18 protein-coding genes and 3 pseudogenes are annotated in these 24,263 nt (G+C 70.2%); 18 read left to right on the forward strand and 3 right to left on the reverse strand.

Annotated features, from left to right (window positions below; translation table 11 throughout):
- Positions 1-104 precede the first annotated feature (104 nt).
- The 16 genes and pseudogenes from PV396_RS41490 (at position 105) to PV396_RS41555 (ending at position 19,603) form a co-directional block, all read left to right on the forward strand.
- Positions 105-629, forward strand: coding sequence for a (2Fe-2S)-binding protein (locus PV396_RS41490; RefSeq protein ID WP_319213540.1), 525 nt, complete (start codon positions 105-107; stop codon positions 627-629).
- Positions 626-1,621 (forward strand): xanthine dehydrogenase family protein subunit M, encoded by a 996-nt coding sequence (locus PV396_RS41495; RefSeq protein ID WP_319213541.1) that lies wholly within the window; start codon positions 626-628, stop codon positions 1,619-1,621. The genes PV396_RS41490 and PV396_RS41495 overlap by 4 nt, the downstream gene beginning before the upstream one ends.
- A complete protein-coding gene (locus PV396_RS41500; RefSeq protein ID WP_319213542.1) occupies positions 1,618-3,861 on the forward strand; it encodes a xanthine dehydrogenase family protein molybdopterin-binding subunit in 2,244 nt (747 codons plus the stop codon). The genes PV396_RS41495 and PV396_RS41500 overlap by 4 nt, the downstream gene beginning before the upstream one ends.
- Positions 3,862-3,905: 44 nt before the next feature.
- Entirely contained in the window at positions 3,906-5,060 is a 1,155-nt protein-coding gene (locus PV396_RS41505; protein WP_319213543.1) for an XdhC/CoxI family protein, read from the forward strand.
- A 168-nt stretch (positions 5,061-5,228) separates the two neighbouring features.
- A pseudogene (locus PV396_RS45265) lies at positions 5,229-5,489 on the forward strand (transcriptional regulator); the annotation flags it as partial.
- Between the two features lie 346 nt (positions 5,490-5,835).
- Positions 5,836-7,791 (forward strand): RiPP maturation radical SAM C-methyltransferase, encoded by a 1,956-nt coding sequence (locus PV396_RS41510; RefSeq protein ID WP_319213544.1) that lies wholly within the window; start codon positions 5,836-5,838, stop codon positions 7,789-7,791.
- Complete coding sequence (locus tag PV396_RS41515; protein WP_319213545.1) at positions 7,788-8,732, forward strand: TauD/TfdA family dioxygenase; 945 nt, start codon at positions 7,788-7,790, stop codon at positions 8,730-8,732. Before PV396_RS41510 ends, PV396_RS41515 begins: the two co-directional genes overlap by 4 nt.
- A 22-nt stretch (positions 8,733-8,754) precedes the next feature.
- Positions 8,755-10,035: an MFS transporter gene (locus PV396_RS41520; protein WP_319213546.1), complete on the forward strand. Its 1,281-nt coding sequence runs from the start codon at positions 8,755-8,757 to the stop codon at positions 10,033-10,035.
- A 16-nt stretch (positions 10,036-10,051) separates the two neighbouring features.
- Positions 10,052-10,285, forward strand: coding sequence for an MbtH family protein (locus PV396_RS41525; protein WP_319213547.1), 234 nt, complete (start codon positions 10,052-10,054; stop codon positions 10,283-10,285).
- Positions 10,286-10,411: 126 nt separating this feature from the next.
- Positions 10,412-11,755, forward strand: a pseudogene (locus PV396_RS41530) (condensation domain-containing protein); the annotation flags it as partial.
- Positions 11,756-11,818: 63 nt separating this feature from the next.
- Positions 11,819-12,274, forward strand: coding sequence for an AMP-binding protein (locus PV396_RS41535; protein ID WP_319213567.1), 456 nt, complete (start codon positions 11,819-11,821; stop codon positions 12,272-12,274).
- Positions 12,171-13,049: pseudogene (locus tag PV396_RS45270) on the forward strand (AMP-binding protein); the annotation flags it as partial. The gene PV396_RS41535 and the pseudogene PV396_RS45270, both read left to right, overlap by 104 nt.
- Positions 13,050-13,266: 217 nt before the next feature.
- A complete protein-coding gene (locus PV396_RS41540) occupies positions 13,267-14,493 on the forward strand; it encodes a thioesterase domain-containing protein (RefSeq protein ID WP_416071576.1) in 1,227 nt (408 codons plus the stop codon).
- A gap of 597 nt (positions 14,494-15,090) precedes the next feature.
- On the forward strand, positions 15,091-17,007 hold the full coding sequence (locus tag PV396_RS41545; protein WP_319213548.1) for a GAF domain-containing sensor histidine kinase: 1,917 nt from the start codon (positions 15,091-15,093) through the stop codon (positions 17,005-17,007).
- A gap of 11 nt (positions 17,008-17,018) precedes the next feature.
- Positions 17,019-17,672 (forward strand): response regulator transcription factor, encoded by a 654-nt coding sequence (locus PV396_RS41550; protein ID WP_319213549.1) that lies wholly within the window; start codon positions 17,019-17,021, stop codon positions 17,670-17,672.
- A 728-nt stretch (positions 17,673-18,400) separates the two neighbouring features.
- Positions 18,401-19,603: a heparin lyase I family protein gene (locus PV396_RS41555; protein WP_319213550.1), complete on the forward strand. Its 1,203-nt coding sequence runs from the start codon at positions 18,401-18,403 to the stop codon at positions 19,601-19,603.
- A gap of 269 nt (positions 19,604-19,872) precedes the next feature.
- On the opposite strand, the gene PV396_RS41560 is transcribed toward PV396_RS41555, so the two are convergent.
- The 3 genes from PV396_RS41560 to PV396_RS41570 form a co-directional block, all read right to left on the reverse strand.
- On the reverse strand, positions 19,873-20,817 hold the full coding sequence (locus tag PV396_RS41560) for a hypothetical protein (RefSeq protein ID WP_319213551.1): 945 nt from the start codon (positions 20,815-20,817) through the stop codon (positions 19,873-19,875).
- Positions 20,814-21,170: a PadR family transcriptional regulator gene (locus PV396_RS41565; RefSeq protein ID WP_319213552.1), complete on the reverse strand. Its 357-nt coding sequence runs from the start codon at positions 21,168-21,170 to the stop codon at positions 20,814-20,816. Before PV396_RS41565 ends, PV396_RS41560 begins: the two co-directional genes overlap by 4 nt.
- Positions 21,171-21,362: 192 nt before the next feature.
- A complete protein-coding gene (locus PV396_RS41570; protein WP_319213553.1) occupies positions 21,363-22,259 on the reverse strand; it encodes a LysR family transcriptional regulator in 897 nt (298 codons plus the stop codon).
- A gap of 159 nt (positions 22,260-22,418) precedes the next feature.
- On the opposite strand from PV396_RS41570, the gene PV396_RS41575 reads away from it, so the two are divergent.
- Together PV396_RS41575 and PV396_RS41580 are read left to right on the forward strand one after the other, a co-directional pair.
- Positions 22,419-22,865: a nuclear transport factor 2 family protein gene (locus PV396_RS41575; RefSeq protein ID WP_319213554.1), complete on the forward strand. Its 447-nt coding sequence runs from the start codon at positions 22,419-22,421 to the stop codon at positions 22,863-22,865.
- Positions 22,866-22,940: 75 nt separating this feature from the next.
- Complete coding sequence (locus PV396_RS41580; protein ID WP_319213555.1) at positions 22,941-24,137, forward strand: NAD(P)/FAD-dependent oxidoreductase; 1,197 nt, start codon at positions 22,941-22,943, stop codon at positions 24,135-24,137.
- The last annotated feature ends 126 nt before the right edge of the window (positions 24,138-24,263 follow it).

Genomic DNA, 24,263 nt, shown 5'->3' on the forward strand with positions numbered 1-24,263 from the left:
TGTCTTAGATCATGAACATATTTGCGTGATCCGGTTCCCCCTCGGCGGTTCCTCAGTCCGCGGAGTGGAGTCCCTCTGTCCTGGCCCATGTGCCTGACGGCCCCATGAGAACGAGCCCTCGGGTGAACCGGAGGAATGACACGGTGGAGATAGAGCTGCGGATCAACGGATCCGCCCGAACACTGGACGTCTCACCACAGGTGAGTCTGCTCGACGCGCTGCGCGAGTACCTGGGCCTGACCGGCACCAAGAAGGGCTGCGACCAGGGCGCGTGCGGTGCGTGCACGGTGCTGGCCGACGGGCGGCGGATCAACTCGTGCCTGGCGCTGGCGGTGCAGTACGAGGGCCGTGAGATCACGACGATCGAAGGGGTCGACCACCCGCTGCAGGAGGCGTTCGTCCGCACCGACGGATTCCAGTGCGGGTACTGCACGCCGGGTCAGATCTGTTCGGCGATCGGGATGCTTGCCGAGCACAAGGAGGGCGCGCCCAGCGCGGCGACCGAGCATCTCGCCGACGGTGGCGGGGAGTTGGACGAAGCGGAGATCCGGGAGCGGATGAGCGGCAACCTGTGCCGTTGCGGCGCCTACAACGGCATCGTCTCGGCGATCAGGGAGGTCGCGAAGTGAAGTCGTTCTCCTACGCCAGTGCAACAGATGTGGGCACGGCGCTGCGTACGGTCGCAGGTAGCGACGGCGTGAAGTTCCTCGCGGGCGGCACGAACCTCGTCGACCTCATGCGGGAGGGCATCGAACACCCGGCGACGGTCGTCGACATCACCCGCCTGCCCCTGACCGGCATCGAGGAACTGCCGGACGGAGGAATCCGCGTCGGCGCACTGGTGACCAACAGCCGGCTCGCCGCGGACCCCCTCGTCCGCACCCGCTACCCGGTCCTGGCCAAGGCGATCCTCCTCGGGGCCTCGGCCCAGCTGCGGAACATGGCGACGGTGGGCGGCAATCTGCTGCAGCGTACCCGCTGCATGTACTTCTACGACGAGGCGTCCGCGTGCAACAAACGCGCGCCGGGCACCGGTTGCGACGCGATCGGCGGGTTCTCCCGTGGCAGCGCGGTCCTGGGCACGAGCGAGCACTGCATCGCCACGCACCCCTCGGACATGGCGGTCGCGCTGGTGCTGCTCGACGCCGTCGTGGAGGTCGAGAGCGTGCGCGGAGTACGGCGGATCCCGGTCGCCGACTTCCACACGCTGCCCGGCGAGACCCCGCACGTCGAGTCGGTGCTGGCCCCCGACGAGCTGATCACGGCCGTCGAGCTGCCGACGGTGCCGGTCGCGGCGCACTCGCGCTACCGCAAGGTCCGCGACCGCGCCTCCTACGCGTTCGCCCTCGTCTCCGTCGCCGCCGCGCTGGCCGTCCAGGACGGCGTGGTCACCGACGTACGGCTCGCACTCGGCGGCGTCGCCACCAAACCCTGGCGGGCGCGCGTCGCGGAAGAGCTGCTGGTCGGCGCCGAAGCCACTGACGAGAACTTCGCCAGGGCTGCCGCCGCGGAACTCGCCCCCGCCCTGCCCCAGTCCGGCAACGCCTTCAAGATCGACCTGGCCCGGCGGTCGGTCGTGGCCGTGCTGCGGACACTCAACGCCGAGCGGAGCGCATCGTGACCACACACACCTGGACAGGCTCCGAGCCCAGCGCGGACGCCTCCGTACCCGTCGGGGGCGCGGTCGGCCGACCGGTGGACCGCCGGGACGGTCACGCGAAGGTGACCGGGGCCGTGCGGTTCTCCGCCGAGCACCACTACCCGAACCTCACCTACGCGACGCTGGTCCATTCCACCGTCGCCCGTGGCACGATCACCGGCATCGACACGACCGCGGCGGCTGCGGTGCCCGGCGTCGTGGAGGTCCTCACCCATCTCAACGCGCCGAGGATCCGCCCGGAACGCAAAGCCAACATCGTGCGGGACCTGGGGCCGAGCGTGTCGGGGACCAGCCTCGACTATCTCAACACCGATCAGGTCTTCTGGGACGGCCAGCCGATCGCCGTCGTGGTCGCGGAGACCTCGGCCGCGGCGAACGAGGCCGCCCCGCTCGTCGAGGTGACCTACGACCTGCTGCCCGCGCGCGTGGACTTCGCCGTCGAGCAAACCAATGCCACCCCGGCGAAGGGCGACCTCACCTTCGCCGGCCTGAAGAAGAAGGGCGACGCCGAGGCGGCCTTGGCCGCTGCGGAGGCGTCGGTCGACCTGCGCTACACCACGCCCGGCCTGCAGCACAACGCGATCGAGCCGCACGCGACGGTCGCCGTCTGGGACGGTGACCACCTCACCGTGCACGACACCACGCAGTCCATCAACCAGACCGGCCATTACCTGGCCTGGCGGTTCGGTGTGCCGGCGTCCCACGTCCGCGTCCACGCCGAGTACGTGGGGGGCGGCTTCGGCGGGAAGTTCGCCGTCTGGCCCGGCACGGTCATCGCGGCGATGGCGGCCAGAGCGGTCGGGCGGCCCGTGCGCCTGGCGCTGAGCCGTACGGCAGTCAGCCGCACCACGGGTGGGCGTACCGCCTCGACCAACCGGATCGCGCTCGGCGCGACCCGCGACGGCCGGCTCACCTCGCTGATCCAGGACAGCGTCACCCGCACCGGCTCGGCCGGGGGCCTGCTCGAGGCGACCAGCTCTCCGGCCCGGCACCTCTACGGCGCCCAGAACATGCTGACCCGGCAGAACCTCGTCCCGATGGACCTGGTGCCCAACACCTGGCTGCGCGCCCCGGGGGAGGCGATCGGCAGCTTCGTACTGGAATCGGCGATGGACGAACTCGCCTATGAATTGTCCATGGACCCGATCGCCCTGCGGCTGCGCAACGAGCCGACAACGGATCCGACGGGCGGCAAGAGGTTCTCCCAGCGCATGCAGCGTGAAGCCTTCGAGGCAGGCGCCGAACGCTTCGGCTGGGCGGACCGCGACCCAGAACCCCGCTCCATGCGGGACGGCGAGTGGCTCGTCGGCATGGGCACGGCCACCGCCTACCACCCGGTCCTGCGTCTGGTCGCCGACGTCAGGGTGCGGCTGAGTGACGACGGCAGCGCGCTCGTGCAGTGCGGTTTCCATGAGATGGGCATGGGCGCCGCGACCGTCCAGGCACAGATCGCTGCGGACGCGCTCGGCATCGCGTACGAGGAGGTTCGCGTCGAGTACGGCGATTCGGCTCTGCCGTCCGGCCCGATGGCCGGCAACTCGAACCAGACGGCGACGGTGGCCACCAGCGTCCTCGCGGCGTGCGCCGAGCTGACCCGCAAGGTGAGTGCGCTGGCCCGGCGTACGGGCACGACCGGCCAGGAACCGTCGGCCGCCCTGCGCGCGGCGGGGCGCCCGTTCATCGAGGCCTCGGTCGGGTCGGCCACCCGGCTGGGTGCGCTGGGCAGCCAGGGCCGTTTCCTGTCGACCTTCCTGAGGGACCAGCGCTGGTCCAAGGCCGCCCGCGGCGCGCAGTTCTGCGAGGTGCGGGTGAACGCCGCCACCGGCGAACTGCGGATCTCACGCTGGCTCGGCATGTTCGACGTCGGTCGCATCATCAACCCCAAGACCGCGGCCAGCCAGCTCCGCGGGGCGGTGGTCATGGGCATCGGCATGGCGCTGTCGGAGCAGACCTTGGTCGACCCCCGCAACGGGCGCACCATGAGCGCCGGCCTCGACTCCTACTACGTTCCCGTGCACGCCGACATCCCCCCGATCGACGTTGCCTGGCTCGACGAACCGGACAAGACGATGCCCCTGGGCATCATCGGCCTGGGTGAGGTCGGCACGACCGGCGTGGCGGCCGCGATCGCGAACGCCGTCTACCACGCGACCGGCAAGCGGATCCGGGATCTGCCGATCACGCTGGACAAGCTGCTCTGAGACGACGGCCGTTCGATCCGTCCTACGGCAAGAAAGGCATGCACGTGCTGGACATCGCTGGCGAGCTGAACCGGTGGCTCGATGAGGGACGGGAGTTCGCCGTGGCCACTGTCGTGGCCGTCAGCGGCAGCGCGCCGCGCGGGCCGGGCGCCGCGCTCGCCGTCGACGCCGACGGCACGGCCATCGGCTCGGTGTCCGGCGGCTGTGTCGAGGGCGCGGTGTACGACCTGTGCACCCAGGCGCTCGCCGACGGCGAGACGGTGCGTGAGCGGTTCGGCTACAGCGACGAGGACGCCTTCGCCGTCGGCCTGACCTGCGGCGGCGTCCTCGACATCCTGATCAGCCCGGTGCCCGCCGACGCGCCCGGCAGGAAGACATTGCAGACGGCACTGTCGGCCGCCGCCCGGGGCGAGGCGGTGGCACTCGCCCGCGTAACCCGCGGCCCGGCAAAGCTGCTCGGGCGGGCGCTGGCAGTCCGCCAGGACGGCTCGTACGAAGGTCAACTGGGCGAACACCCCGACCTGGACCGGGCCATCGTCGACGAAGCCTGCTCCCTGCTGGACGCCGGCCGCACCGGCACCTTCGACATCGCGCGGGACGGCTCCCACTGCGAGCCGGATCTGACCGTGTTCGTCGAGTCGAGCGTGCCGCCGCCGCGCATGCTCGTCTTCGGCGCCATCGACTTCGCCGCCGCCCTCGTACGCGTGGGCAAGTTCCTCGGCTACCACGTCACCGTGTGCGACGCCCGCCCCGTCTTCGCCACCCGGACCCGCTTCCCCGAGGCCGACGACATCGTGGTCGACTGGCCCCACCGCTACCTGCAACACACCCCGACCGACGACCGCACGGTGATCTGCGTCCTCACCCACGACGCCAAGTTCGACGTACCCCTCCTGGAAGCGGCCCTGCGCCTGCCGGCCGCCTACATCGGCGCGATGGGCTCACGCCGCACCCACCAGGACCGCGACCACAGACTCCGCGAAACCGGTCTCACCGAAGCCGAACTCACCCGCCTGCACTCACCCATCGGCCTTGACCTCGGCGCCCGTACCCCCGAGGAGACCGCCCTGTCCATCGCCGCCGAGATACTCGCCACCCGCCACGGCGGAACAGGCCTCCCCCTGAGTGGCTCGCACACACCGATCCACCACGACACCGAAGGGCGCCGGCCGCGGCGATCAGCGCGACTGGCCGCGTGACGCGACAGTGCGCCGGCTGTCAGGACGACCGAGGCATGGAGGCCCCCGGCCTGCCGCGCGCGTGGACCCCGGATGCAGCCCTGGAGCTGGTGACCGCCTCCCACCCGCCGACCCGCGCCTCCGAGCCCGACGCCGACGGCAGGCGGGTGCACCCTGCGGCACCTGGTCGTGGACGCCAGTGCGCTGGCCGGCCAGTTCACGCCGAAGGGCGAGTGCCCGGAGGGGACCGCCTGGTATGCGACGCCGACCGTGGCGTACGCGGCGGAGTTCGGGCTACGACGTCGCGCCGAACGAGGCGTAAGTCCGTACCCGGAGCCGGCGATCGTCGTCTCGGAGGTCAAGGCGACGGTGCAGGGCGGCCTGGGCAAGCTGTCGCTTGTCGGGGTACGCGGCCCGCCCGAGGCACCCCGTCCCGACGGTCGACTGCCGAGGCCCTGCACCCCGTATTTCACGAGAAGCCCGCTTCCGCGACATCGTCCACTGGACTCGATGACGAGGCGTACGTCCAGCGGTCGGGACTCCCGTTCGCCGGCGCAAGCGTTTGCTGCACTTGGCCGGAACACCCCTCTCCGCCACGACCGCGTGGTCCCGTGTGAGGACCGGTCGCCACGCCCGCGAAATCTTCGGCGAACACCCGTGGACCAATGTGAACGCACCTGTGCGGCGGTAGGAAAGGAACCCGAGTCCATCCGGACCTCGCCCGGCGCCCGTCGGAATACCCATTGGCCTGAACATCTCTGCCGACTCGAGCCATGGCGCACTAGACTCGGAACGAATGATCAACGGGAGGCCGCAGTTGTTGCATGTCGCTTTAGTGAACATGCCATTCGCCGACTGGAATCGTCCGTCATTTACCCTGGGGCAGTTATCGACTCTCTTTCACCGGGAGTTCGACGACCGGGCGCGAGCGCACGTGTGCTATCTCAACCAGGACATGGCCGAGTTCTTCGGAACACGTCTGTACGAGGCCCTCTCCGTGAGTCACGATCATGTGGACACAGGGATCGAGGACTGGCTTTTCCGGCACATCGCCTTTCCCGGCGAGGCCGACACCGCCACCGAGTACTTCCAGCGCTACTACCGGGGTGCCCGGTGGGCCGACTTCCGCAAGCAGATCCTGTCGGCGCGGGACGGACTGCGGGAGTTCTGCGAGGAACTGATCGACCGCTACCGGCTTGACGAGGCCGACATCGTGGGGTTCAGCTCGATGTTCGCCCAGCATGTGCCGAGTATCGCCCTGGCGCGGCTGATCAAGGAGCGCAGCCCGCAGACGCTCGTCGTGCTCGGTGGGGCGAACTGCGAAGCGCCCATGTGCTCGGTGGTCGCCGAGCAGGTGCCGGCCGTCGATTTAGTCTTCTCCGGGCCCGCGCTGAACACCTTCGGCGAGTTCCTGCGGTGTGTCCTCGACGAGGATCTGGAGCGCGCCGACGCCGTTCCGGGAATTCTTTCCGAGCGGAACTGCCGAGACCCGCGCTTCCGCAAGGCAATCGACGCGGAACGCGATATCGACGACTTCTTCCTGCCCGACTACGACAGTTTCTACGAGGCGCTGGAGAGTCATCCGGAACTGCGGCGCACGGGTACCAGCAAGCCCATGCTGTTCTTCGAGACGTCCCGCGATTGCTGGTGGGGGCAGCGTTCACACTGCACCTTCTGCGGGCTGAACGGCGAAAGCATGGATTTTCGGGCGATGGCCCCGGACCTGGCAGTCCAGCAGTTCGAGTGGCTATTCGGCTTCGCGCCCGCCTACACCTCGCTCTTCTGCACGGACAATGTCATGCCACGCAATTACTCGCGTGAGGTCTTCCCTCGACTCGACCCGCCGCCGGGGGCCGAGATCTTCTACGAGGTCAAGCTCCCACTGAGCCGTCAGGACCTGCGCGCCATGACCGACGCGAGCGTCACCGTCGTCCAGCCCGGCATCGAGGCGCTGTCCTCCTCGACGCTGAAACTGATGGGCAAGGGGACGAACGCGTTCCAGAACCTGCAGTTCCTCAAGAACTGCGAGGAGTTCGGGATCAAGCCCGAGTGGAACCTGCTGATCGGCTTCCCCGGGGAGGACCCGTCGGCGTACCGCAAGTACGCCGAGGAACTGCGCGACTTCGTCCACCTGGTGCCGCCGCACGGCGTGTACATGGTGCGTTTCGACCGCTTCAGTCCCTACTTCAAGCGGAGCGACGAGTACGGGCTCGTCCTGAAGCCGGTGGACTACTACTCCCTCACGTATCCCTTCGACGAGTCGGCGCTGGCCGATCTCGCGTACTTCTTCGCCGACCAGAACCTGGCTCCGTACATGCTCGACGCGGTCGAGTGGCACGACGAGTTGAGCGGGCTGGTCACCCAGTGGCGTGCAGCCTGGTACGGGCACGACGGAGCAGCCCGTCGCGAGCTGCGGCTGGTCGCCGACGACGATGGCCGGCTCACCGTTCGTGACTCCCGGTCCGGCGCTCTCCGGACTCACCCGGTCGACGCGGAGACCGGCCGGCTGCTGCGTCGACTCGCCTCGCCGGCCAAGCCCGAGCAACTGGCCCGGGACTGGCCTGAGGGGCCGGACGACCTGCGGCAACGCCTGGGCACGCTCACCGAACTGCGGTTCCTCTTCGCCGAGAACGGCCGGGTGATGAGCCTGGTGCTGACCGGAGAAGAGGGCGAGATCGAGGAGCCCGCCCGGGACGAACTCGCCACGGTCGGCGCCCGGCTGCTGCCGCTGTTGCCGGAAGCCCCGCGATGACCGCCGAGACCACCCCGATGCTCCCGCTGGTCCTCGAGGGACACGGTGAGTCGGCCGTCGAACGGCTTCGCGCCCGGCGGGACGAGCTCCGGACCGCGCTGCGCGAATGCGGTGCGCTGCTGCTGCGCGGCTTCGACGTCGGGGGCGCCGACGGCTTCGCGGACATCGTCCGCACGCTCTCCGGCGAGCCGCTGCCGTACACCGAGCGTTCATCTCCCCGGAGCGTGATCAAGGGAAACGTCTACACGTCCACCGACTACCCGCCCGGCGAAGAGATCTTCCTGCACAACGAGAACTCGTATCAGGCGAGTTGGCCGCTGACCCTGTACTTCCACTGTGTGCGCCCGCCGCAGGACCAGGGCGCCACCCCGCTGGCCGACACCAGGCGGGTGCTGGCCGGCATCGACGACGAGGTGCGCCGGGAGTTCGCCCGGCGCGGCTGGACGGTCGTACGCAACTACGGTGACCTGGTCGGCCTGCCGTGGCGGGAGACGTTCGCCACCGAGGACCGCGCGGAGGTCGAGCGGTACTGCCGGGAGCGGGACATCGAGGCACAGTGGCTGCCCGGCGGCGGGCTGCGCACCCGGGCGGTACGGAAGGTCGTGCACCGGCATCCGGTGACCGGCGAGATGGTGTGGTTCAACCACGCGACGGTCTTCCACGTCACCACGCTGCCGGAGTCGGTCCGGCTCGGGTTGCTGGAGATGCTGGGCGAGGAGAACCTCCCCAGCCAGACGTACTACGGCGACGGCAAACCGATCCCGGACGCCGTCATGGACCATCTCCGGGCCTGTTACCGAGCCGCGGCGACCCGCTTCGACTACCGTGCCGACGATGTCCTGGTGATCGACAACATGCTGGTCTCGCACGGCCGGGAGCCGTACACGGGACCCCGCCGGATCGCGGTCGCCATGGCGGAGCCGTACACCCCCCACCGCTAGCCCCAGGACGGAAGACCCTCGTATGCCGGCGCGTTCACTCTGGTCCAACCGGGACTTCTCCGTTTTCTGGGCGGTCCAGGCGCTGTCCGAGGTCGGCAACGCCTTCTCGCTGGTGGCGCTTCCGCTGCTGGTGCTGCACACCACCGGGTCGGCGGCGCAGATGGGGTTGCTCACCGCCGTCGCCGGCGCCGCCTCGCTGCTCACCGGTCTGGTCGGCGGCGCCTGGGCCGACCGCTTCGACCGGCGGCGCCTGCTGATGCTGTGCGACGCCGCCCGGCTGGTGCTGTACGGCGCGATCCCGGTGTGCTGGGCCCTGAGCCCGCAGATCTGGCTGCTCTACGTGGTCATGGCGCTGGCCTCGGTCTTCGAGATGCTGTTCAAGATCACATATGTCACTGCCGTGGCGAACCTCGTCGACAAGGAGCAGATCGTCGCGGCGAACGGCCGGCTGGAGGCGACGAACGCGATCGCGTACGTCGCCGGCCCGGCCCTGGCCGGTGTGGTGGCCGGGTTCTTCGGGTCGACGGCCGCCGTCGCCATCAACGCGGGCAGCTTCGGGATCTCTCTGGTGGGCCTGGCGTTCATCAGGCTCAGGCCCATCGAGCGGCCGTCGACCGACGAGGCCGAGAGCAAGGCGGCCCATGCCCAGGACCTGCGCTCCGGCTTCCGGGTCGGCGCCGCGTTCCTGTGGCGCACGCCGGTGCTGCGGACGCTCACCGTGCTGCTGACCGTCACCACCTTCCTCAGCCTGGGCATGACCGATGTCTTCATCTACCACCTGCGGCACGGTCTTGGGCAGGACGAACGCACGGTGGGCTACGTCCTCGCCCTGGCCGGGCTCGGCACCTGTGTGGCCGCCGCCGTGACCGCCCGGCTGCGCCGCTCCTGGGGGTTCGGCCCCTGCTGGCTCGGTGCGATGAGTCTGTGCTCGGTGTCGGTGCTGGTGCTGGGCGGCACCGGACAGGTGTCGATGGCGGCCGTGACGATCTGTCTGTACTCGTTCGGCATGGCGCTGGCGGGCATCTGCTCGATGTCCCTGCGGCAACAGGTCACGCCGGACCATCTGCTCGGCCGGGTCACCTCCGCGTTCTGGACGATCCACGGCAGCCTCGCGCCTCTCGGCGCCGCCCTGCTCACCGCCCTGGTCGGCCGGCTGGGGACACGGGGGCCGCTGACCGCGGTGGCCGTCGTCTTCCTGGCCGTGGTCGTGGCCGCCGCATTCACTCCCATTCGGCAGCGCCGACCGGAGCAGACCGCCGTATCGCTCCCGCAGACGCGGCCCGCTGAGGCGCCGCAACCATGAGAGGAGAGCCACGGGGATGACGCCGAAGCCCGACGATGACGACCGGCTGTACAAGGTCGTGGTCAACCACGAGGAGCAGTACTCCGTCTGGCCTGCCGACCGGGACAACCCCGCTGGGTGGTCGGACGCGGGCAGGACCGGCCTGAAGTCCGAGTGTCTCGCTCATATCGAGGACGTGTGGACCGACATGCGTCCGTTGAGCCTGCGCCGTCGCCTGCGGGCGGGCGAACAGGACGCACGGAACGGATAGGGCGGACCGGTGGCGGAGGGCGCCGACTCCGACGCCCGTCCGTCACCGCACCCGCCGTACCGCGAACCAGGGAAGGCCATCGTGCACGACGACCTGGAAACACGACCGACGCCTCGCTCGGCGGGAGTGCCCCGGCTGCCGCTCTCCCACGGCCAGAAAAGGCTCTGGTACCTGGAGCAGATCGCCGTCGCCGCCCCGGTCCACCACGTGTCCGCCGCCACTCTCATCGAGGGCCTGCTGGACGCCGGTCTGCCGGCGTCCGCCCTGCGGGACTGTGTCGCCCGCCACGAGCTGCTCCGCAGTACCTTCGACGATCGCGGGGACGGGCCGCGCCGTACCGTCCGTGAGACGGCCGAGGTGCCGCTGCGACGACTGGACCTCGTGGGAAAAACCGCCCCGGGGACGGACGCTCGCGGCGGGTCCGCGCCTGAGGCGTAGCTGCGCGGTGTACTCGCCGAGGAGAGTGGCCGGCCCTTCGCCCTCGACAGCGGGCCCGCGCTGCGTGCCACCCTGGTGCGCACCGGCGAGAAGCGGCACGTACTGCTGCTCACAGCGCACCGCATCGTCGCCGACCGGGCTTCGCTCACTGTGCTGGAGCATGAACTGGCCTGCCGGTACGCGGCTTTGAGCGAGGGATCGGCGCAGCTCCCGCTCTCGCACGCGGACCGGCCGACCCTGGAGCGGGCGGTCCTGGAGCGGGAGACCCGGGACGAGGGGCTGCCGTACTGGAAGCGGCGGTTGGCGGGTCTCCCGCCGCTCGACCTGCCGCTCGACCGGACGCGGCCGAGGAAACCGACCCAGCGGGCGACGGGCCGAGGGGTGCTCCTCGACGATCGGCACGCAGAGGCCCTGCGGCGGCTCGCCCGCGAGGAAGGCGTACCGGCGTCGACAGTGCCGGCGGTCGCCTTCGCCGTGCTGCTGGCACTCTGGACGGGTCGGCACGACGTCGTGTTCGGCACCCCCACGGACCGTCGTCCGCCGGCGTCCACGAGGACAGCGTTCGGGCCTTACGAGGATCTGCTCCTGTTGCGGGTCGACCTGACGGGCCGCCCCTCCTTGCGGGAGGCGTTGCGTCGCGTCGCACGTACCCGGGACGAGGCGGAGCGGCACGCCGGTGTCGCCTTCGGACGGCTCGTCCAACTCTTCGACCAGGAGCGGGACTTGCGCCATAGTCCGCTCTGCCAGGCGGTCTTCGCAGTGACGGGGGCGCGGCGCACGGGCTTCACCGCGGCGGGGCTCACCACGTCCGAGGTCACCCTGGACGACGCGATCGTCCCCTACGACCTGCAGTGCACGGTGACCGATGACGATGGCGCCGGCCCGGGCGGCCTCGGAGCTGAGTTGCGCCTCGCGTCCGACCTGTGGGTGCCGGAGTCGGCCGACCGCATGGCGACCGCCTTCCGCGCACTGCTCACCGCCCTCGCTGAGACCCCCGACCGGCGGATCGGGGAGATTCCGGTGCTGTCGCCCGAGGACCGGGCCCGGGTCGACGCCTGGAACGTCACGGACCGTCCCCTGCCCGAACCAGCCACCGTGGACGGCCTGTTCCTCGCGTGGGCGCAACGCACCCCGCAAGCTCTCGCCCTCACCGACCGCACCGGAACCTGGACGTACGCGAGGCTGCTGGGGCGGGCCGAGCGTGTCGCACGGACCTTGATCGCGGCCGGCGTCACCCCGGACTCCGTCGTCGCCCTGCACATGCGACGCTCCGCCGACCTGGTCACGGGCATGCTCGGCGCGCTCCTGGCAGGCGGCGCCCCCCTCGTCCTCGACCCCGGCAACCCCGAGGAACGCCTGCGGTTCATGGCCGACGACGCCGAGATCTCGGCCGTCCTCAGCCGCGCCGACCCCCCCCGCCTGGCTGCACGGCCTGGGCGTACCCGTACTGCGACTCAACGACGCGGAACACGACAGCGCCGATACGTCCGCCCCGCAGCGGCGGGGACCTGCGCCGGCCGACCGGGAACCCGACACGCCCGCCGCACCTGAGCCCGCACCCGTCCGGGCCGTCGAGACCGGCCCACAGAGGCAGGGGTCCTTGGCAGCCGGGCCGGCACACGACAAGTCCGTGGCAGCCGGCCGGGAGCACGTCGGGCACTGTCCCGTCGACCCGCCTCCGCGGTCCCGCTCCCACCCGCTCGGGCTGGCCGCCGTGGTGCACACCTCCGGGTCGACCGGGCGGCCCAAGGCTGTCGGGATACCCCATCGGGCCGTCGTGCGGCTGATCACCGTGACCGACTACGTGTGCATCGGCCCCGGCGACGTCCTCCTGCACCTTGGTGACCCTGCCTTCGACATCACCGCATTCGAGGTGTGGGGAGCGCTGTGCAACGGCGCCCGCGTGGACGTGCTGCCCGGCGACGAACCCCTCGGGCCCGACGAGGTGCTGGCCGCTCTGCGTGAGCTGCGGCCGACGATCGTCGCCCTCACCGGCACCCTCTTCAACCGGGTGGCCGACATCGACCCGAGGGCCTTCGGCGGGCTGCGTCACCTGTTCGTCGTCGGAGAGGTGATGGACCCCCGGCGCACGCGCGCGGTATTGCGCGGCGGCGCGCCGCCCGGGCACCTGCACAACGGGTACGGCCCGAGCGAGAACGCGACGTTCTCCACGACCCACCTGGTGGACCGGCTGCCCGAGGACGCCCCGGGCGTGCCCATCGGCTCCGCCCTCACCAACACCACGCTGCACGTGCTGGACCAGGAGCTGGGCACCGTGCCGATCGGGGTGACCGGCGAGTTGTACGTCGGTGGGCTTGGAGTCGCCCGGGGTTATCTGGGCCGCCCGGGCCACACTGCGGAGCGCTTCCTGCCAGATCCGTTCGCCTCCCGGCCGGGGGCGCTGATGTACCGCACCGGAGACCTGGTACGAAGGCTCCCGGACGGGACGTTGGACTTCCTCGGCCGGGCCGACCAGCAGGTGAAGATCCGCGGCTACCGCATCGAGCCGGGTACGGGCGGAGCCCGAGGAGATCCGGGCCGCGCTGCTGCGGCACCCTGGTGTACGGGACGCCGCCGTCGTCCTCATCGCGAACGAGGAGTACGGCGACCAACTGGCCGCCTGTGTCGTCGCCGACGACGTCCACACCACGACGACGCGGTCCCTGCGCGCCCACCTGGCCGAGCGGCTGCCGACCCAACTGGTGCCGACCACGTATGCCAGGACCGAGGCCATACCCCTCACATCGAACGGCAAGGTGGACCAGGCCGCAGTGCGATCCCTCGTCCAGACCGGCGCCACCGGGTCCCCGGTCTCCTCGGCGGGCGGGGCCGGCACAACGCCGGCCGACCCGGTGGAGGCAGCCGTGGCCCGGGTCTTCGAGGAACTGCTGGGCGTCGCCGCCGTCGGCGCGGACGAGGACTTCTTCACACTGGGCGGTCACTCCCTGCCGGCCGTACGGCTGATCGCACGGCTCAACGGGGAGTTCCACGCCGCGCTCCAGGTCCCCGTGCTCTTCACAGAACCGGAGCCGGGGCCGGGGCCGGATCGTGAGGTGGGGCGGCCCGGAAGGGCGGCCACGCCGAAGCACCTGGCCCGGCTGCTCAAGGCGGGCAACGCCGCCCCGCACGCCCTTCCGGACGACATCGTGGCACTGAGACCCCGGGGCGAGGGCACCCCGCTGTTCTGCGTCCACCCGGCAGGCGGCGAGGCCACCGGCTTCCGTCATCTCGCCGCCTGCCCCGAGCTTCGCGGCCCGCTGTACGCCCTCCAGACATCGGCGGGCGGTGCCGACCACGAGGACCGGAGCGTCGAGGCGCTGGCCGCCCGCTATCTGGCGGCCGTACGCGCGGTGGCGCCTACCGGCCCGTATCTGCTGCTGGGCTGGTCCATGGGCGGGCTGGTGGCCTTCGAAATGGCCCGGCTGCTCGAACTGCGGGGTGAGCGCGCTGATGGTCTTCCTCGTCGAGAGCTACCTCTCCGCACAGCTCCCCGAGTTCGCCAAGGACGACGAGACCTCCGACGGCGCACCAACGGCGCCCATCTGCGGGCCGCCCGGGCCTACCGCCCGTCGCGGTACGCCGGCCCGGTCGCACTCGTCCAGGCCGACAAACAGGATGCGGACTTCCGGCGCACCGCGATCCGCTCCTGGTCCGGCGTCTGCGCCCCCGCCCGGCTGACCCACCACGTCCTGGAAGGAGACCACCTGACCCTGTTCGAGCCACCGTACGTCACCGAACTCGCCCGCCTGATCGCCCGGATGACGCGGTAGTCCACCGGCCGCAGGAGCGTGGTCCTCATCTGCACCGACGCTGCGGCCAACAACACGGGCTCTCCCGGACCGGCCCGCCCAGCGGGGCCCGGGTTCTGGCGACGACCGGACCCGGTTCGCCGACGCCGGATCGACCTGCAGGCGTACGCAGGATCCGCTCCCGTCACAAGGGCTGTACGGCGCGCGAAGGCGGTGACGCCGGGCAGGCCGAGCCGACGCGCAGCGACCTCGGCCGTCAGCGCGCGCCGAAGGGCGGCGGTTCTCCTGCGGCGCGGCCCCTGCCTCCGATGCCGTCGGCCCGTGAGGGCCACGGGGCAGGGAGGGCTGACCGCCCGGGCGGCCGGAGCGCTGGCCGTGGGCGGCCTCACACTTGTGGCGGCTGTGCCCTTCGTCCCCGGCGAGAAACCGGCTCGCCGCCTGAACGTTCACCCCCACTCGCACACCATGTATCGACTCGGTAACGCAGTGTCATGACCAGTGGGTAGTTCTTTAGGCTCCTCGCGAGCCGCTCTGGTGGCGGTCTTCTGCGACGGGGGCTGGTCCATGGAGGGATACCGGCGGTGGGCTTATCCGGGGGCTGCTGTCTCGCTGAGTGGTGTGGCCGCGGCGGTGTGCATCGCGGCGTACGAAAACCGACTCCAGGATCTGTACTGGGGTGATGCCGGTGTCTCGGTCTCTTTCGCGGCCGTCGGAGGATTGCTGGCTCATCGGCTGCCGCGCCACCCACTGGGCTGGTTGATGCTCCTGATGGCGCTGAGCGGTTCGCTCGGATGCTTGATCCACCAGGTGTGGCCGCTGGCATCGGCGGCACGGATGCCCGGCACAGTAGTTCTCGGCTGGATGACTGCGTGGGTGTGGTGGCCGGCCTTCGGCGCGCTCCCTCTGGCTCTTCTGCTGTACCCCACGGGACGCCTGCCTTCGCCGCGTTGGCGCCTGACCAGCCTCGTCTTCTCAGCTCTGGTGGTTCTGCCGACTGCCGTCCTCGCAGTGGTCGGGGCCATCCATCCCACGGCCGGCGTGGTGGATCCCGAGGACATCGGGCAGAGCCCTCTCTTTCCGGTGAACCGGGTCACGTTCATCGCCTTGCAGGTATGTCTCCTGATTGCCCTGGTCTCGCTCGTGAAACGGTGGCGATCAGGAGCGCGGCTGGAGCGCGACCAGTTGAAGTGGCTGGCCTTCGCCGTCGCGCTGGCCATAGGCGGGCAGGTCGCGCTGGACCGTGTGCCCTACCCGCCTGTGGTGCTGCATGGGATCGGCTTCTGCCTCGATGCCGGCGTCCCCGCCGCCGTGGCCGTCGCGGTACTGCGTTACCGGCTGTGGGCCATTGACCTGATCATTCGGCGCTCGCTGGCCTATGCGGGCCTCACCGCGGGCGTGGTTGTCCTGTATACGGGTGTGATGTGGTCGGTCAACGGTGTGCTCCACCGGAGGTCCACCTTCGCGGCGTCCCTGCTGGCGACCGGCGTCGTCGCGGTGGCCCTTCAGCCGCTGCACCAGCGCAGTCAGCGTGCCGTGAACCGGATCTTCTTCGGTGACCGGGACGAACCCCACACCGTCATGGCCCGTCTGACCGCACGTCTGCGCTCCTCGATCGAGCCGGACGACGCCCTGCCGATGGTGGCCCGCACGCTGGCAGACGCACTGCGTCTGTCGTACGTAGCCATCGAGACGCCTGCCGGCCCCCGCGTGCGTCATGGTGTGCCCACCGGCACCGTACTGACTCTGCCCCTGCAATACCGGAACGCTGTCATCGGCCGGCTGCTGGTCAGTCCCCGACTGCCGGGAGACGACCTGTCCTCCGCCGACAGAGAACTGCTCAACCAGACAGCCGGACTGACGGCAATGGCCGTGGAGACCGCCAGGCTTACCGCAGACCTGAGGGAATCGCGGGAACGCGTGGTGCGTGCGCGGGAGGAAGAGCGCCGACGTCTGCGCCGGGACCTGCACGACGGTGTCGGGCCTTCCCTCGTCGGGCTCCGCCTGCGGCTTGCAGCAGCCGAGCACGTGGCCGAGGGCAGCGCGGAGCACCTGCGTGAACGGCTTCAGGCCCTTCAGGTTCTGGTGGACGGCATCACGTCCGATGTTTCCCAGGCTGTGGTGGGTCTCCGCCCCGCCGCTCTCGACGACGAAGGGCTGATCGAGGCCCTGCGTCTGTACGCGGACCGGCTCTCGTCACCCGACAGCGTCCGCATCACCGTCGAGTCCGAAGGGGACGCAGCGGACCTGCCCGCAGCAGTGGACGCTGCCGCCTACCTCATCGCCACAGAGGCCATGACCAACGTCATCCGGCATGCGGCCGCCACACGGTGCGTCGTGACCGTACAAGTGTCCGACATCCTCGAACTGAGTGTCGCCGACAACGGAAAGGGGCTGAGGGCGCGGCGTCGCGCGGGAGTGGGCCTGACCTCCATGCGTGAACGGGCGGAGGAGCTGGGTGGCGAGCTGTTGCTCGACACGAAGCAGGAGCGCGGTCTCACTCTGGTGGCGCGCATCCCGCTGGGGAGCCCGAATTGACACCGATCCGGATGGTCATCGTCGACGATCACGAAGTCTTCCGCAACGGTCTGCGTGACTACGTGGAGGTAGCGGGCATGCGTGTGGTGGGTGAGGCCAGCAATGGAGCAGAAGCGGTGGACGTCGTTCTGGACACGGAACCGGACGTCGTGGTGATGGACTTGGAGATGGCGGGAGGTGACGGGCTGACAGCGATCCGAGCCTTGGCCGACGAACGGCCGGGTCTGCCGGTCGTCGTGGTGTCCGGCTATGGCGAAGGGCCCCGGGTCGGCGACGCGCTGCGCGCCGGTGCCGCTGGATTCGTACTCAAGACGTGTTCAGCACCCGCTCTGCTGGCGGCGCTCGGGGCGGCCGCCCGAGGTCTGACCGTACTCGACCACACTGCGCGTGGTCACCTGTTCGTCGCGCTGGAGGCGGCACGGACGCCGGCGGTCAGTCCTCTTCCTTTTCCCGCCCTCAGTGGGCGGGAACGGCAGGTGCTTACCCTGCTGGCGCAGGGCAAGGAGCCGTCCCGGATAGCCCGGGAGCTCTTCCTCGACCCTCACACGGTGCACAACTACCTGTCGTCCGTCGTTCGCAAGCTCGGTGTGGCCGGACGCAATGAGGCCGCGGAAGTGGCGCGAGCCCACGGCTTGGGACATGGTTCCGGTTCCCCGGCCGGCTGACCCGCCACCGGGATGATCGAGGACTGATCAGGGAGTGCTCCCGGGACACCCGGGAGCCGAGCATGGGATGCGTCGGCTCAGTACTCCGATGCGGCCGGGAACCGGCAGAAAGAAGAACCACCTCTCCAAGGCCGCCTGGACACCAGCTTGAAGGAGCATCGCATGACTCGAACGTCGCTTCGGCGCCTTGCCGTCGCCCTGTCGGCCATCAGCGTCGTGTCAGGTCTGAGCCTGGGGTCGGCCGGTCCTGCCCAGGCATCGCCACGGCCGGCGGCGGCCGCCGCGACACAGCACGTCCTCTCGGCTCATGTTCGTGCGGCAGCAACGCAATCACCGCCTCTCTACTACCACGACGCCTACAACTTTCCGACGTGGGTCTTCGGGAGGACGCGGCTGTGCGTCACAGCCGGCTACTCGGCCCCGGGCACCGCAAGGGTGCAGAGCAGCGCGCCCCTTGCGGCTCCTGAGTACGTCTACGCAGCAGCGGGCCAGACGCGTTGTATCGAGAGGTGGTGGGGCGGGTTCCCAGTCAACGCCATGAACATCACCTACAGCCGGCTGACCGTCACGGCCAGCTGAGGTAACTGGGCCACGGGACTGGTCTCGTGACCCGCCCGTCGTCGCGCCGGAGACCCCTGGGCCGTCCGGAGGCGAGTGAGAGCCGGCGCCCCGCCCTCGGGGCCGCACGAACGAAACCATCGCTTCGCGTCCTACGAAGGAGCTCGAGCATGAAAAGGTCACGTATCAGAGCATGGATCGTCGCAGTGAGCTCGACGATGCTGGCCGCGGGAGTGGCACTGGCACCCGTGCAGACAGCCATCGCCGACCCGGCCGGTGTGCAACGCACCCTGGACTGGGAGCAGTCGGCTGACCGGACCCTCCCCGCCGCGGCACCGACCAACTTCAACAAACAGTGGGCCACTTCGTACGGAGCCACCAGCGTCACGAGCCCCACACGCGACGGGTCCTACGCAGCCCGCTTCGAGCTCCGCAAATCCGATCCGGTCGTCTCCAGCAGCAAGCGGGCGGAGATCTCGCAGCGCGACGAGCAACCCGCAGGCGCCGACCGGTGGTACGGCTTCAGCATCAACCTCGCGACCACATGGACCCACGACACCTCGGCCGAGATCGTGAGCCAGTGGCACCATTGCGACGTCGGCTGCCCGGGTACCTCACCCCCCTTGGCACTTCTGACCGACGAAGGGCGCTGGAAGATCGACTTCCGTGGTGAGCCCATCGATCTAGGTGCCTACACCACGGGGACCTGGGTGGACTGGGTCTTCCACGTGACCTGGAGGACGGACAGCACCGGCCTCCTCCAGGTGTGGAAGAACGGCGAACTCGTCGTGCACCAGACCGGCGCCACCCACGACGGGGGACCCCGGTCGCCCTACTTCAAGTTCGGTATCTACAAGTGGGACTGGAACACCGGAGCTCCCTCCAGCACCACGCAGCGGGTGATGTACTACGACGCTCTGCGTCTGGGTGACGAACGCGCCGTTCACAAGGACATCACGCCCCAACGAGCCTGTACGCGAGCCCCGGTGGTCGCCGCCGCGTCCGCCACCACCTACGAGCAGACAAACCCACCCTCCAACGCCGTCGACGGCAACCTGACGACCCGCTGGTCCGGCCAGGGATTCGGCGCCGCACTGATCCTCGACACGGGCACACCCCGCCAGCTCTGCGGCGCCACAGTGGCCTGGCATCGCGGTGACCTGCGGTGGAACGACTACACCATCCATGCATCACGGGACGGTGTCTCGTACACCAAGGTGTGGGAGGGCCGCAGTTCCGGGACGACCACGGCGCCGGAGACGGTGCACTTCACCTCCGGCGCCCTGGACGCCCGCTACCTCAAGATCTCGTTCTGGGCGAATCCCGAGAACGACTGGGCAAGCATCACCGAAGCGGGGCCACTCGGCCTTTAGCGAATCGAGGGACTGCCCAGCCGGGCCCACCGCTTACAGCGGTGGGCCCGGCTCGCCGACGCAGGCGGGCAGGTCGACCGGGATCAAGATGCTCAAGCGCCAGATGTTCGGCCGGGCAGGACTCGAACTCCTCCGCAAACGCGTCCTGCTCTCTGCACAGGTCCTGGGTCAGGAGTCGTCCTCAACGAGGCCAAACCCTTCAGGGAAGCTCTCCTGCCAGGCAGCAGCGCCGGGCCGATCCGGGGTGCGGCCCGGGGTCCCGGAGCCGGTTATGCCTCGTTCGGCGGGGTTGGCTGGTAGGGGCGCCTGCGTGGGCGGAGGAAGGGGGCCACGCTGCTGAGCAGGACCAGGAGCAGGACAACCACTCCCGCGGGGGTGACCTGGACCGTCACCTGCAGCGTGGTGGGCAGCACGGCCACCGCGACGCCCGCGACGGTCAACCGGTCACGCGTGCCGAAGCGCAGGGCGATCGTGAGGACCCCGGCCCACAGGAGCCCGGCCCACATGGGGCCGATGACGCCGAGAACGCCCAGCGTGAAGGGGTAGTGCGTTTCGGCGAGTTGGACGCCCGAAACCAGGACGGCCGCCAGGGCGGTGATTGCCATGATCGTGCGGCGTTGTGACAGGGAGGGGCCGAGCAGATCCCTGGGTGCGGCGAGGACGACGGCGCCGGTGAGCAGCGGCACGGCCAGTCGCATCACCGCGATCGAGGGGTCGCCGTACAAGCCGGAGGAGGCGAACGCGGTCGCCAGGACGTCGGCCAGGCTCAGCAGCATCGCCGGCACGACCAGTGCACGGGCCACGGTCCAGCGCCCGGTCCAGACAGCCGCGAGCGCGGCCAGCCAGAGCAGTGGCGTGAGCCCCGTGTTGGCCAGGTTCAGCACATTCGGGAGCGGGGACGCGGGCGAGGTCCGGACGCCGGGGGAGAAGAGCCACAACAGGCCCGCCACGAAGCTGCCCGTCGCCACGGCGACAGCCAGCGGGGCCGCCTGCGCCAGGACCTGACCCGCCATCCGGTCGGAGCCCAGGCCGGTGCGCCGCCGCAGGCCATGGCCGGCGACATCGAGCGCCTCGCGCAGCCGGCCGAGCGGGCCGGCATCCCGCGTCGCCTCGGCATAGATCGCGGTCAACTCGGCTTCGTGCTCGGCGCGGTAGGCGGCCGGATGGAGGCGCAGCGCCCAGCGCAACGCGAGTGAGCTGTGCTGCCGCGTCACGCCAGGGCCCCCTTCGGACGGACGGCGTGGGCGCGACGGGCGGCCAGTCGACGCTCCGCCTCGGCGACGACAGCGCGCAGCCGCTCCGTCTCGGCGGCCAGCACGTCTCGGCCGGCCTCGGCGAGGGCGTAGACCTTGCGCGCCCGTCCGTCCACGATCTCCTCGCGCTCGACCCGGATCAGGCCCTGCTGGGCCAGCCGGTCCAGCGCGCCGTAGAGAGTGCCGGTGCGCATCCGCACACGGCCCTGGGAGATCGCGTCGATCTCCTGAATCAGTCCGTAACCGTGCCTGGGCTCGTCGGCCAGGGCCGTGAGCAGGAGCAGCGTCGGCTCCTGAAGCGGTCGCTCATTCATGCCGCCTATATATATCAGCGACCGACATATGTTGTCGATCGACTCATCGTTCTGCCCAGCCCGGAAGCCCGATCGGCTGCCTGGGGCCTGGCCACAGGATCGCGTCCCGATTCGCGGCGTAGCCGATCGACGTGGGGGCACTCCGGGTGGCGGCAGGGCGTGCGCTGACCGATCAATCGCCCGTCTTCGTTGTCACAGGGAGACGGGGCCGACCTCGGCGGCGGTCTGGGCCAGGGCGCGGAGGGTGGGGCTGTCGGTGGTGGAGCTCCATGTGAGGGCCCAGTGGATGGTGGGGGCGTCGTGGAGAGGGAGGAAGACGATGCCGGGGGGACGGTTGTAGCGGGCGGCGATCTCGCCCAGCGGGTGGACGCACTGTCCCGAGGCGACCAGGGAGAGCACCTCGTGGAAGGTCCGCGCGGCGGGCCCGCGGGGGATGCGGCGGCCCAGCGGTGTACGTGTGGGGATCATGGCCGCGATCCAGTAGTCGGGGGCGTCGGGGCCGAGGTCGACGACATGGTTGTCCCCGAGGTCTTCCAGTGACGCGCTACCGCGCTCGGTCAGTGGATGGTCTGCCGCGACGGCGAGCACGCGGCCCCCGCTCAGCACGGTCGGGCCGACCGTGAGGTCCGGTTCGGCCACCGGAAGCCACAGCACATGCGCGTCGTGCTCCCCGGTGCGCAGCGCGGTGAACGGATTGCTGCCGTAGATCTCGCCGAACTGGACATCGCTGCCCGGGTGGCGGGAGCGGAAGGCCTCGATGAGGGGGCGCAGTTCGTGGCCGGCGTGGCCGAACACGCCCAGGCGCAGGGTCTGCCGAGTCCCCGTCCCCGTGCCGGCGGCCTCGGCGCGTGCGAGTCCTTCCCGGATGAGGTCGACGGCCTGCTGGAGGTCTTCGCGCAGGCGCCGGCCGACCGGGGTCAGGGTGACGCGCCGACTGGTGCGGTCGAACAGGACGACGCCGAGGCGCCGTTCCTGTTTGGCGATGGCCTGGCTGACGCGGGCCTGGGACACATGGAGTCGCTCCGCGGTGCGGCCGAAGTGCAGCTCCTCGGCCAGGGTCAGGAAGATCTCGATGTCACGTAGCTCCACGCTGAGCTCCCCCCGTCAAGTCCATGCATAACCGCCACGTTATGAATAGCCCAAGGAACCTTACATTGTTCCGCCGACCGGCCCGCACCGATGCTGGATCCATCACCGCCGGACGGGCGGCACACGTCTGACCCACACATGGACGGGGGAGGGAAACCGATGGACGACATGCGGGCCATCGTCGATCGCGTCGAGATAGAGGGGCTGCGAGCCGAGTTCACGGACGCGGTGATGATGCGTGACTTCGACCGCGACGTCTCGCTGTTCACGCCTGAGGGTGCCATGCACTGGCCGCACATCGACAAGAAGTTCGTCGGCCGCGAGGAGATCCGCGCGGGGATCGAGTGGGGCCAGTCGCTCTGGGAGTTCTTCGTGCAGAACGTCCACCCGGGCGTCGTCCGGCTGGACGGCGACACCGCGGTCGGCCGGGCGTACATCCAGGAGTTCGGACGGATGCGCGACGGCAGCTCGCACCTGAAATACGCCTTGTACCACGACCGTTACGAGCGAACCGCCGACGGCTGGAAGTTCAGCGAACGCGTCTACGAGGTCGGGTACCGGGACTCGACCCCGCTCCCAGGCTCGGTGCCGGAGCGCCTCGGCTGATCCGTCCTGTACTCCGTCGTGGCGTGCCAACTCGACATCTTGCGTGCGAATCCCTGAAAGCGGAGGAAGGAAACCATGGCTGAGAACACCGAAGTCGTCGTGATCGGCGGCGGTTACGCCGGGGTCATCGCGGCCAACCGGCTGCTGCAGCGCGACGACGTGACCGTGACGCTGATCAACAGCCGCCCGGACTTCGTCGAGCGGATCCGACTGCACCAGCTGGCGGGCGGGACGCACTCGGCCGTCAGCGACTACCGCAAGGTCCTGGGCGAACGCGTCCGGCTGGTGGTCGACACCGTGACCCGGATTGACGCGGCGGGGCGCGGGGTGGAGCTGGCGAGTGGCGACAGGCTCGGCTACGACTACCTGATCTACGCGGTGGGCAGCGGCAGCGCCGACCCGGGCGTGCCCGGAGCTGCCGAGTTCGCCTACCCGATCGCCACGTTCGAGGAGGCGCAGCGGCTGCGGTCGGTCCTGGACGCCGCTCCTGCCACGGCCCCTGTGACGGTGGTCGGAGCCGGTCCGACCGGAATCGAGACCGCCGCCGAACTGGCGGAGGCGGGCCGCACCGTGACCCTGGTCTGCGGCGGGCTGCTCGGGCCCTACCTGCACCCGAACGGCCGCCGCTCGCTCGCCGTGCGGCTGGCCCGCCTCGGTGTGACCGTGCTGCAGGGCCCCGGCACGAAGGTCGCGGACGTGACCGGCGACAAGGTGCGCCTGGGCGACGGCCGTGAGCTGTCGAGCGCGGTCACCATCTGGACCGCGGGGTTCGGCGTGCCGGACCTGGCCGCCCGCAGCGGGCTCACCACCGACGCCCTGGGCCGCCTGCTGACCGACGAGACCCTGACGAGTGTCGACGACGAGCGGATCGTCGCCGCCGGGGATTCGGCGGCGCCGTCGGACATGCCGTTCAGGATGAGCTGCCAGGCCGCGGGCCCGCTGGGCGCGCACGCCGCCGACACGGTGCTCAGCCGTATCGCGGGCGAGCGGCCCGCACCGATCGACCTGGGGTTCGCCGGCCAGTGCGTCAGCCTGGGGCGCCGCGCAGGCATGTTCCAGTTCGCCCACAAGGACGACACCGCCAAGCGCCTCCACATTGGCGGCCGGACAGGGGCAAAGGTGAAGGAACTCGTGTGCCGGCTCACCGTCAAGCAGTTGGTGAACGAGGCACGCAAGCCCGGCTCCCACACCTGGGCCAGGGGCGAGCAGGGCCGCCGACTGCTGCGGGCCCAGCACCGCGAGACGGCGCCCACCGCCGATCAGTCCGCCTGAACCACGCACCGGCAGCCCGGTGCGAGGCCGCATGCAGATGGTCCTGGCACACGGCTCGTCCGTGACGTCCTCCCGCCATACGAACCGAGATCACCAGCCTTGCAAGATCGGACATCGACACACCCA

It is taken from the genome of Streptomyces sp. ME02-8801-2C, assembly GCF_033793965.1.
Taxonomy (GTDB): domain Bacteria; phylum Actinomycetota; class Actinomycetes; order Streptomycetales; family Streptomycetaceae; genus Streptomyces.